This is a genomic window from Acetobacterium sp. UBA5834 (assembly GCF_002435675.1).
Classification (GTDB): Bacteria; Bacillota; Clostridia; order Eubacteriales; family Eubacteriaceae; genus Acetobacterium; species Acetobacterium wieringae.
Window position 1 is genome coordinate 17,847 of sequence record NZ_DJGY01000073.1, and the last position, 9,278, is coordinate 27,124.

Genomic DNA, 9,278 nt, shown 5'->3' on the forward strand with positions numbered 1-9,278 from the left:
AAAAACGCCGGTCCGTTTGAAATTTACTGTTGATTACTTATGACCGTTGAATTTGAACTCATTCTACCACCATAAACCAACGCTGTCAATACTCTTTGCGTCAATTATTAACTTTATTAAGCTTCCGGCAATTGTCAAACCACCTTTTTTGACGTATAATGATCTTAGAAAATAGATCGGAGGCCATTTCATTGACTTCATTGCTAACTGAAATACGCACCAAGTACAACTTGTTCTCAAGCACCCAAAAGGTGATTGCCAATTACATCTTAGACCATCCCGATACGGTGTCGCTGCTGTCGATTACCGAACTGGCGAAGAAATGTCATACCAGTGAAACCACGGTGATGCGGCTGTTAAAAAAACTGGACTACAGTTCCTACCAGATTTTTCGGATTAATCTGGCCAAGGAGTTTTCGGACACCCCCTCAGAAAGCATTATTGAGGAGATTCTCGGGGATGATGACATCAATACCATTAAGAAAAAGGTCATCGGTCATACCATCACTGCCATCAATGATCTGGAACATTCCCTAAAGGATGCGGTCATTGAAGCCGCCCTGAACATCCTGCTGGCCGCTAAACGGGTGCTGTTTTTCGGCGTCGGCGCCTCGGCCTCCATTGCCATGGATGCCATGCATAAGTTCGGAAAAATCGGTCTCAATGTCTGCAGTTATCCGGACCCCCATTTTATGAATATTATTGCCTCCCATGCCAGCGCCGATGACGTCTTGTTTGCCGTTTCCCATACCGGTGAAAGCCTGGAAGTGTTAAGCACCGTTGCCATTGCCAAAAAGAATCAGGCTAAGATCATTGCCCTGTCCAGTTTCGAAAATTCAACCCTGGCGCAACAGGCGGATATCTTTTTATCCAGCTCCACCAACGACAAAAAATATCATTCCGAAGCCATGGCCTCCCGCATTGTCCAACTGACCATCATCGACATTCTCTACCTGAGTGCCTTTATGCGAAACGAAGCGGTCTTTTTCGAGGCCCTCTCCGCGTCCCGGGATGCCGTCGGTTTGAATAAAACCTGAGCTTTGAATCACTTGTAAAAACGAGAAAAGGAGACTTATCATGAGTGTAATTACCTTTGTAGGGGCCGGCCAGATGGCTTCGGCCCTGGCCTTTCCGGCCACGGAAAACGGCCATGAAGTCCGCCTGGTGGGAACTCACCTGGATCGGGACATTATTGATTCTGCCGAATTAACCGGCTTTCATCCAACCTTGAAGCGCCAGCTGCCCAAAGAGGGGATCAAGTATTATCAGCTTGAAGATGTCGAGCTGGCGCTGGATGGCACCAATGCCGTGCTGTGCGGCGTCAGCAGCTTTGGAGTGGACTGGTTCTGTGAAAAGATCCTGCCGCTGATCCCCGATGCGGTTCCGGTGCTGTCAGTCACCAAAGGCATGATCGATCAAGAAGACGGGACGATGATAACCTACCCGGATTACTTTATCAGTAAACTGCCATCGGGAAAAAAGCTCTCCATTAATGCCATCGGCGGCCCCTGCACCAGTTATGAACTGGCCGACAAGGATCACTCGGCCGTGGCTTTTTGCGGCACCGATATGGAAATTCTGCGGCGCTTTAAAAAACTGTTTGCCACCGACTATTATCACATCAGTCTTTCCACCGACGTGGTCGGCGTTGAATGTGCGGTCGCTCTGAAAAACGCCTACGCCCTGGGGGTTTCCCTGGCGGTCGGCCTGGCCCTTGGTCCCGACGGCACGGGCAGCGAACATTATAATTCCCAGGCTGCCCTCTTCGGCCAGAGCGTCAAAGAAATGACACAGCTGCTGACCCTTGTCGGCGGCTGTGACGAAAATATTATCTATGGTGCTGGCGATCTTTACGTCACTATTTTTGGCGGACGCACCCGAAAAATCGGCACCCTGCTGGGTCGGGGCTGGTCTTTTGAAAAAGCCATGACCGAACTCGAAGGCGTAACCCTGGAATCCATCGTCATCGCAACCTGCACCGCCCGCTGCGTAAGACGCCTGGCCGAACGGGGCGTGGTTAAGTTAAAAGACTTCCCTCTGCTGATACACGTCGACGATATCATCAACAACGGCGTATCCGTGGCGATCCCCTGGGCCGCTTTTGAGACTGAGAAATATTAATCAGCAATTTTTCGATGCGTCTGATTTCTTAAATAAATATTTTACTTCCCGGCAGATCCCCAAAAGATGGTGTGGATCTGCCGGTTTTATGCTAAAATGATTAAAAGAAATCGAGGTAAGAAATGGAAATTTTTTCAACACTTGACACCTTGCAGAGCTTTCTTTTACAATTTGGCATCTGGACCCCGTTGGCGTTTTTTTTGTTGCAACTGCTCCAGATTATTATTGCCCCCATTCCTGGTGGAACCGTGGGTTTAGTCGGCGGCGCCCTGTTTGGCACCATCGGCGGTTTTTTAATCAGTGCTGCTGGCACCCTGATCGGCTCAATTATCGTTTTTGTTTTGGCCAAACGCTTTGGTCGACCCTTTGTGCTGCGCTTTGTCAGCCCGGAACTCGTTGAAAAATACGATCATATTAAAGAATCCCGGCTCAATACGGTTCTTTTTCTGATTTTTCTGTTTCCACTGTTTCCTGATGACATGCTGTGTTTTATCGCCGGTCTTTCGCCGATGCCGGTAAAAACCTTTGTCCTGATTATTATGTTGGCCCGAACTCCCAGTGTCTTTATCAATACCATGATCGGTGCTGGTATTATGGATGACAACCCCACCCAGTTTATCATAGCGGTATCTATTTATGCGGTATTGATTGCGGTTCTTTATTTTAACCGAAAGCGCCTGGATGCTTTTATTGATCACAGTAAAAACAGGGTAGCCGAACTTCCCTCACCGCCAAGTCTTGACAAGGAGTTATAAATGACCGAGAAAACAAAAAAAGAACTGAATCGTTTGTATATGAGTGAACTGCTCACCGCCCTGGTCTGCGGTATGCTGATGTATCTGCTCACCGACTCCACCGGTCAGCCCCTGGATCTGCGTCTGCTGATACCCGGTGGGGTACTGATTTTTATCATCCTCCAAAGCGCCGGTTATTGGTATTATCGCTATCAGCTACTGGAGGACCCCCGCAATCCGATGGACTGGGTAATGCCGGTTTTTTCGATGCTGAAAAAGTTGGATCTGGCTTTATTCGCGCTATACCCCCTGTATTTGCTTTATCTGCTAATTTTTCAGCCGGATGCTTTTTTTATGACAATGAATATTTTTGGCCTGATCCTTTATGCTTTTTCGATGATCGAATACTATAACTACTATTATTTCAGTGTCCAGATCGGAACAATTAAAAAGAAAGTCCCCTCTGAACTCAGTCTGGAACTTTCACACTATGAAAAGACAAAATTAATTTAACGAAGGGTAACGGTTTCCACCTGGTCTAAACCGTGGTTTATTAACACATGACTTATTTTGTTTCTCTTTTACACACCATTAATCCACTTTTTTTTGCACTTTTAGCGGTCCTGGCATTGCTTCTCTGGAAAGCCATCTATACCTTCAAAACCTACCCGGACGACCCGGAGCTACGCCGCAATGCGATTAAGGAAATGTCAGTCGGCGGCCTTGTACTGGTCTTAATTCTGGGTATCTTTGTGGTCGTTCCCCTGGTCGCCGGAATTACCGTTAAAGACGATGAATTATCGTTGCGACTGCCCACGGGCTTCACCTTTGAGACCTACCCTGAAGCCGATATCCTCTCGGCCAAGATAGTCAGCCTCGATCAGAGTGAGTATGCCATTGTGTCCAAAGTGGTTGGCACCGAAACCCGGGCTTACCGGGAAGGGATCTTCCTGCTCCAGAACGGCACCGAAGCAGCCGTCTTTTTAAACGGCAATACGGCCATCCTGGTGGAAACCCCCAACCGGATCCTGTTGTTAGGACCTGATCGATTCGATGATTTTGTGAAAAACTTCAGTGAAAAACTGATTCCTGTACAGCCGTGATAAAAGTATTAATCTAAAAAAAGCGTGCCTCTTCATCGATGGCACGCTTTTTTTGCTCTTTTGACTATTTGGGATCTTCAACGATCTTGGCGACCCGGCCCACTTGTCCGTCAGTGAGCATCACCTTGATGCCGTGGGGATGAGTGGGGCTTTTGGTCAGCAGTTTGGCTACCCGACCCGGGGTCAGCTTACCGCTGCGCTGATCAGCCTTTAAAATAACCTCCACTGAGGCCCCGACCTTAACGTCACTTCTTTTTTGTCCATTCATTGCTTTTCCTTTCGGGCTTCTTCCAGGGCAATGGCCAGCTGATCCATGCAGGAGGTAGGCTTTTTTCCACAGGTTTGACCGCGAAACATGGCGATAATCTCATCGGCCGGTTTTCCTTCAAGCAGTTTAACCAATGCTTTTAAATTCCCGTCGCAGCCACCTTCAAAGGCCAGATTAGTGACCAAGCCATCGCTTAGATCAAATTGTAGGTTACGAATGCAAACGCCCTGGGGCTTATACGTTTCTGTCATTTTTTCCTCTTTCTACTTTAGTACATTTTCCAGTCTACTTTTCATTTGTTTGGCATAATCCTCAATTGGATGGACATATTCTTCGTTCATAAACCGCGAATGAATAATAAAATCGGCTGTCGCCAGATTATTGGCCACCGGAATATCATAAACTGTGGCAATTCTCAGCAGCGCCTTGATATCGGGGTCGTGGGGCTGGGCTTCCATGGGATCCCAGATAAAGATCAGCATATCAATCTTGCCATCGACAATCCGGGCCCCGATCTGCTGATCACCACCTAATGGGCCACTCTGAAAAATTTGTACCGGTAAGCCGGTTCGTTCCTGAATCAGTCGGCCGGTAGTGCCAGTGCCGCATAAAAAATGGCTCTGTAATATTTCTTTGTTCCGGACGGCCCAATCCAATAACTCGGCTTTTTTTCCATCATGAGCAATTAAGGCAATTTTCTTGGTTCTTTCAATCGTAACATCAATATATTCCGTTTCCATTTTTTTCCTCATCTACTTTCTTTGTTCATTGTTTACCACAGCTTATTTTCTGACTTCATAATCCAACAGCTTGACATCTTTAGATAAGAATTCTGATTTTACCTTTTCTTCCTTAACGTAGTCCGTGCTCAGGTATTTTTTATTATCATCGGCAAAAACGGTGACCACCACTGCATGGGGGTCTTCCATGAGATCTTGGGCAATAATGGCAGCAATAAAGTTGGCCCCGGATGAAATCCCCACTCCCAGTCCCAATTCTTTGGAGAGCTTCTGAGCCATAATGATGGCATCCCCATCATCCACCGCAATAATATCATCCAGTTCTTCCAATTTGATCAGATCCGGAACAAATTCGTCTGAAATACCCTGGATCCGGTGTTTTCCTACCTTGTATCCCGTCGACAGTGTTGGTGAACTGACTGGTTCCATCGGATGGACCTTAATCCCCGGATTTTTTTCTTTGAAATACCGGCCTAAACCCATAACCGTTCCCCCGGTTCCGACCCCTGCTACCAGAGCCTGAGGCATGACGCCAAAAGCCGCCAGTTGGCATTCAATTTCCGGAGCGGTGCGCAGATACTGTGCCTGAGTATTTTCTTCATTGGAAAATTGGCAGGGTAAAAAGGCATTGCCTTCGGCCGCCAGCGCCCCGCATTGGGCAATGCTCCCTAAAAAGCCGCCCTCTTCTTTGGACACCAGCCGAACTTCTCCGCCATAACTGCGGATCAGGTTTTTTCGTTCATCACTCATCCAGTCCGGCATGTAGATCACAACCGGATGTCCCAGACAGGTGCCGACGGCCGTAAAAGCGATTCCGGTATTTCCACTGGTGGCTTCGATAATCGTTTCCCCTTCATGGATCTCGCCCTTTTCATACGCTTTTTTTAGAATATGCAAAGCCACCCGATCTTTGATACTGCCGGTGAGATTATAATGCTCTGCTTTGGCATAAACACTGCGGGATACCCCCTTATATAAAAAATTGATCTTTAACAAGGGGGTATTCCCGATGAGTTTTTCCAGTTCTCCAAATTTTTCTTGGTTATTCATTTACCTTATCCTTTGTTGTATTTAGTTTATGTCCCCAATGACCCAAATCAAATAAAATTGGTGTCAAACTGAGGCCGCCATCCGTCAATGAGTACTCGACCTTTGGGGGGACCTCATGATAGGATTCCCGATGGACGATTCCGCATTCCTCCAGTTCCTTTAGTGAACTGGTCAGCATCATGCTGGTAATCCCGACGATTTCTCTTTTTAGTTCATTAAACCGCATCGTTTGACCGCCCAAGGTACAGATAATTGGGAGTTTCCATTTACCGTCAATCATTTTGAGGGCCTGTTTAATACTGCACTCCGGTTTCACACACGGATGATTCTGCTCCGAATCGACCTGATTGATCGGGCATGTTTCGCCATTTATACAATGGTTGTCTTTCATTTTTCTCTCCAACACTCAGAAATATAGTTCTAAGTCATAATTTACTGCCTACTTGTTTTTTATTCTGGCATTGTTATAATCATACTAAAATAAACCAAATAAATCAATGTTTATCAGGAGGTAAAGATGAACGAAGTAATTGAATTTCTAACTGACTGTGGTGTTTTCTTTCTCGCTACCGTTGAAGGCGACCAACCCAAGGTTCGTCCCTATGGATTTGTGATGGTAAACTCTGTCTCTGCACCAATAATAAAAAACCCAGCTATGCTCAAATGAAGGCAAATCCGGCAGTGGAAATTTCGGCCTCAAAAGAGGGCAAGTGGATCCGCCTTAAAGGCAATGCCGTTTTCTGTACAACACCTGAATCTCAGGCCAAGGCTCTGGAAGCAATGCCTGGACTGGCTGGCATGTATGCCGTTGGCGATGGCTTATTTGAAATCTTTGCCATCGAAAACGGGGTAGCGGATTTCTGTTCCATGGCTGGCGAAAACCACCAAGTTATTTTATAGTCTACCCGATCATCAATTTATAAACGGCTCTATCTAAGCAGTCTGACCTTCAACTCAGACTGTTTTTTTATGCTGGCAGGACGGATTCTGCTATGCAAGTTTAAACAACCGTGCTAAAATAAAAAGCATCAATCCCCTAACTGCCCCCCCACGATACTGAATCTAATTACCTTTTTATCAGTAACAACGATTTAAAACCCAGGAGGTTAATGAATGATTGTCGGTTTAACCAAAAATCAGCAGATTCCTACGGCAAAAATGAATCGCAATAGCGGTCGGGCCATTCGGGAAAGAATTCCATTTTCTGCCCAATCCGTTTTTCACCCTGTTGATCGTGATCCAGTTGCCATCATTGAGAGTCAGAACTATTTTCGGATTCCCGAACTGATTCCGCTGCGACACCAGAAAATGACGGCATCTCCTTTTGCTTTTTTCCGGGGAACAGCCCTGTTGATGGCCAATGATCTATCCCATCAGGCCCAGTCCGGCATTCACGTGACCATCTGCGGTGATGCCCATATTGGCAACTTCGGATTCTACGCTTCTCCGGAACGCCGACTGATCTTTGATCTCAACGACTTTGATGAAGCCGCTCCCGGCCCTTGGGAGTGGGATTTGAAACGACTGATTACCAGTGTGATTCTTTGTGCCCATGACTTGGGCTTTGATAACAAAAAAATCCGTGAGGTTATTCTGCAAACCGCCGCCTTTTACCGCAAAGGTCTTGACCTGATGTCCGATATGACCTCCCTTGAACGCTACTTTATCCTGGGCGATGAGGAACTTTTTCTGAAAAGTTTTTCCGATTCCTCCCGGGAAGAGTTTGAAAAAATCATCAAAAAAGCCAAAAAAAGAACCTCTAATCAGGTTATCTCTAAGATGACCGAAACAGACCAGTTCGGCCGTCGGGTTTTTATTGAAAGTCCCCCGATTACCACCCATTTAGATCCCAAACTCATTGATGAAGTGGAACAGTATTTTCGGCAATATTTAAAAACTGTGCGTCCGGATATTGAAATGCTCTTATCCCAACATGTGTTAACCGATATTGCCCAGCGCGTCGTGGGCGTTGGCAGTATTGGTACCCGCTGTTACCTGCTGGTGCTAACCTGTGAAGATGCAAGCCATCTTGTTTTACAGATCAAGCAGGCGAATGAATCGGCGATTACCCAATACAATCAGAAAAATTTCACCACCCCGGATACGCTTTCTCATGGCCTTGGCAATGGCTATCGGGTCGTTAGCCATCAGCAGATCCTTCAGGCCGCTTCAGATCCTTTTCTTGGCTATTTTTCAGCCTCCGAAGGGATGGATTTTTACGTCCGTCAGTTTCGGGACATGAAAGGCACCGTCGATCTATCCGAACTGGATTTTGAAGCCTTTAAACAATACGTTATTAATTGTGGTTTATCCCTGGCCCGGGCTCATGTCCAAAGCCCTTATGCCAACTGGATTAATGGCTATTTAGGCACTGACGATGGGTTTGATCACGCTGTTCTTGACTGGTGCCTGGCCTATTCTGAGCAAGTTTACCGGGATTATGAAATCTATAAGCAAAGTCTGGCAAGTAACTAAATCCGCACTTCAATACTTGAAAATGTCCGTAAGTCGGGCATTTTTTCTTGCTTTTTATCCGAATATCCGTTATAGTGTTAATAATGGGATCTATCTCATTTATTCTTCGTGTGTTCGTGACCTTCCACACGTAAAACAAAACTAAAGGAGTTTTTTTTATGCGAAAAATCAGTGTTCTCTTTGTTACCCAGGCAGCGGTCATTGCTGCCATGTATGTGGTTTTAACCTTTGTGTCCAGCTCGTTGGGTTTGGCCAGCGGTGAAATTCAAATTCGGCTCTCCGAGATGCTTGTTATCCTTCCGGCCTTTACACCGGCAGCTATTCCAGGTCTTTTTCTCGGTTGTCTGCTGAGCAATCTCTTAACCGGCTGTACCGTGATTGATATTGTCTTTGGCAGTCTGGCAACTCTCGTTGCGGCGATCATCAGTTATCAACTGCGCAACAACAAATACCCTATGGTTGTTGCCCTTCCGCCAGTTATTGCCAATATGATCGTGGTACCATTTATTTTAAAATTCAGCTATGGTGTTCCTTTACCAATCCCAGTCATGATGGCGACGGTGGGTATTGGCGAAGTGATTTCCTGTGTTGTTCTGGGATCGGTTCTTTACTTTGCCCTGGACAAGCGTCGGGTTATTTTTCATCAGAGTTAAAGCGATCTGTGCGATAGTACAGTCGATTCTTAAAGACAGGCCGGTGGCCTGTTTTTTTAATGACAGCCGTTTAAAAAAACAGCCGTTTAACTCGATCATGCGGCACGTAGGCGTCGCGTCAGTCGCCAAATGGC

General features: G+C 46.3%; 14 protein-coding genes. 9 read left to right on the top strand and 5 right to left on the bottom strand.

Features of this window, described 5'->3' with window-relative positions; all coding sequences use genetic code 11:
* Positions 1-191 precede the first annotated feature (191 nt).
* The 5 genes from B3F51_RS15715 (at position 192) to B3F51_RS15735 (ending at position 3,958) form a co-directional block, all read left to right on the top strand.
* Positions 192-1,037 (top strand): MurR/RpiR family transcriptional regulator, encoded by an 846-nt coding sequence (locus B3F51_RS15715; RefSeq protein WP_286948058.1) that lies wholly within the window; start codon positions 192-194, stop codon positions 1,035-1,037.
* 40 nt (positions 1,038-1,077) lie between these two features.
* Positions 1,078-2,121 (top strand): NAD(P)H-dependent glycerol-3-phosphate dehydrogenase, encoded by a 1,044-nt coding sequence (locus B3F51_RS15720; RefSeq protein ID WP_286948059.1) that lies wholly within the window; start codon positions 1,078-1,080, stop codon positions 2,119-2,121.
* Between the two features lie 122 nt (positions 2,122-2,243).
* Positions 2,244-2,876 (top strand): TVP38/TMEM64 family protein, encoded by a 633-nt coding sequence (locus B3F51_RS15725; protein WP_250934301.1) that lies wholly within the window; start codon positions 2,244-2,246, stop codon positions 2,874-2,876.
* Positions 2,877-3,368, top strand: coding sequence for a hypothetical protein (locus B3F51_RS15730; protein ID WP_070371746.1), 492 nt, complete (start codon positions 2,877-2,879; stop codon positions 3,366-3,368).
* Between the two features lie 116 nt (positions 3,369-3,484).
* Positions 3,485-3,958, top strand: a complete 474-nt coding sequence (locus B3F51_RS15735) for a PH domain-containing protein (protein ID WP_228881888.1) — start codon at positions 3,485-3,487, stop codon at positions 3,956-3,958.
* A 64-nt stretch (positions 3,959-4,022) separates the two neighbouring features.
* Here the strand turns inward: B3F51_RS15735 and B3F51_RS15740 are convergent, their stop codons facing one another.
* From B3F51_RS15740 to B3F51_RS15760, 5 genes are read right to left on the bottom strand one after another with little or no spacing between them, the layout of a single operon-like run.
* The gene (locus tag B3F51_RS15740) at positions 4,023-4,226 is read right to left on the bottom strand and encodes a YwbE family protein (RefSeq protein WP_070371748.1); all 204 of its coding nucleotides are present in this window, start codon (positions 4,224-4,226) and stop codon (positions 4,023-4,025) included.
* On the bottom strand, positions 4,223-4,477 hold the full coding sequence (locus tag B3F51_RS15745; RefSeq protein ID WP_070371749.1) for a TIGR03905 family TSCPD domain-containing protein: 255 nt from the start codon (positions 4,475-4,477) through the stop codon (positions 4,223-4,225). Before B3F51_RS15745 ends, B3F51_RS15740 begins: the two co-directional genes overlap by 4 nt.
* A gap of 12 nt (positions 4,478-4,489) precedes the next feature.
* Positions 4,490-4,966, bottom strand: coding sequence for a methylglyoxal synthase (locus B3F51_RS15750; RefSeq protein ID WP_070371750.1), 477 nt, complete (start codon positions 4,964-4,966; stop codon positions 4,490-4,492).
* A 42-nt stretch (positions 4,967-5,008) separates the two neighbouring features.
* On the bottom strand, positions 5,009-6,016 hold the full coding sequence (locus tag B3F51_RS15755) for a PLP-dependent cysteine synthase family protein (RefSeq protein ID WP_286948066.1): 1,008 nt from the start codon (positions 6,014-6,016) through the stop codon (positions 5,009-5,011).
* On the bottom strand, positions 6,009-6,407 hold the full coding sequence (locus tag B3F51_RS15760; RefSeq protein ID WP_250934299.1) for a winged helix-turn-helix transcriptional regulator: 399 nt from the start codon (positions 6,405-6,407) through the stop codon (positions 6,009-6,011). Before B3F51_RS15760 ends, B3F51_RS15755 begins: the two co-directional genes overlap by 8 nt.
* Before the next feature lie 126 nt (positions 6,408-6,533).
* Here B3F51_RS15760 and B3F51_RS16240 point away from each other — a divergent pair, with 126 nt between their 5' ends.
* The 4 genes from B3F51_RS16240 (at position 6,534) to B3F51_RS15775 (ending at position 9,144) form a co-directional block, all read left to right on the top strand.
* Positions 6,534-6,683 (top strand): hypothetical protein, encoded by a 150-nt coding sequence (locus B3F51_RS16240; protein ID WP_349680228.1) that lies wholly within the window; start codon positions 6,534-6,536, stop codon positions 6,681-6,683.
* The gene (locus tag B3F51_RS16245) at positions 6,680-6,916 is read left to right on the top strand and encodes a hypothetical protein (RefSeq protein ID WP_349680229.1); all 237 of its coding nucleotides are present in this window, start codon (positions 6,680-6,682) and stop codon (positions 6,914-6,916) included. The genes B3F51_RS16240 and B3F51_RS16245 overlap by 4 nt, the downstream gene beginning before the upstream one ends.
* 213 nt (positions 6,917-7,129) lie before the next feature.
* Positions 7,130-8,491 (top strand): DUF2252 domain-containing protein, encoded by a 1,362-nt coding sequence (locus B3F51_RS15770; protein ID WP_070371753.1) that lies wholly within the window; start codon positions 7,130-7,132, stop codon positions 8,489-8,491.
* A 158-nt stretch (positions 8,492-8,649) separates the two neighbouring features.
* Positions 8,650-9,144: a QueT transporter family protein gene (locus B3F51_RS15775; RefSeq protein ID WP_070371754.1), complete on the top strand. Its 495-nt coding sequence runs from the start codon at positions 8,650-8,652 to the stop codon at positions 9,142-9,144.
* The last annotated feature ends 134 nt before the right edge of the window (positions 9,145-9,278 follow it).

What these genes read in the sequence shown, in the direction of transcription:
- B3F51_RS15720 (WP_286948059.1), top strand. Translation starts at nt 1,078, where the DNA reads ATGAGTGTAATTACCTTTGTAGGGGCCGGCCAGATGGCTTCGGCCCTG.
- B3F51_RS15725 (WP_250934301.1), top strand. Translation starts at nt 2,244, where the DNA reads ATGGAAATTTTTTCAACACTTGACACCTTGCAGAGCTTTCTTTTACAA.
- B3F51_RS15730 (WP_070371746.1), top strand. Translation starts at nt 2,877, where the DNA reads ATGACCGAGAAAACAAAAAAAGAACTGAATCGTTTGTATATGAGTGAA.
- B3F51_RS15740 (WP_070371748.1), bottom strand. Translation starts at nt 4,226, where the DNA reads ATGAATGGACAAAAAAGAAGTGACGTTAAGGTCGGGGCCTCAGTGGAG.
- B3F51_RS15745 (WP_070371749.1), bottom strand. Translation starts at nt 4,477, where the DNA reads ATGACAGAAACGTATAAGCCCCAGGGCGTTTGCATTCGTAACCTACAA.
- B3F51_RS15750 (WP_070371750.1), bottom strand. Translation starts at nt 4,966, where the DNA reads ATGGAAACGGAATATATTGATGTTACGATTGAAAGAACCAAGAAAATT.
- B3F51_RS15755 (WP_286948066.1), bottom strand. Translation starts at nt 6,016, where the DNA reads ATGAATAACCAAGAAAAATTTGGAGAACTGGAAAAACTCATCGGGAAT.
- B3F51_RS15760 (WP_250934299.1), bottom strand. Translation starts at nt 6,407, where the DNA reads ATGAAAGACAACCATTGTATAAATGGCGAAACATGCCCGATCAATCAG.
- B3F51_RS16240 (WP_349680228.1), top strand. Translation starts at nt 6,534, where the DNA reads ATGAACGAAGTAATTGAATTTCTAACTGACTGTGGTGTTTTCTTTCTC.
- B3F51_RS16245 (WP_349680229.1), top strand. Translation starts at nt 6,680, where the DNA reads ATGAAGGCAAATCCGGCAGTGGAAATTTCGGCCTCAAAAGAGGGCAAG.
- B3F51_RS15770 (WP_070371753.1), top strand. Translation starts at nt 7,130, where the DNA reads ATGATTGTCGGTTTAACCAAAAATCAGCAGATTCCTACGGCAAAAATG.
- B3F51_RS15775 (WP_070371754.1), top strand. Translation starts at nt 8,650, where the DNA reads ATGCGAAAAATCAGTGTTCTCTTTGTTACCCAGGCAGCGGTCATTGCT.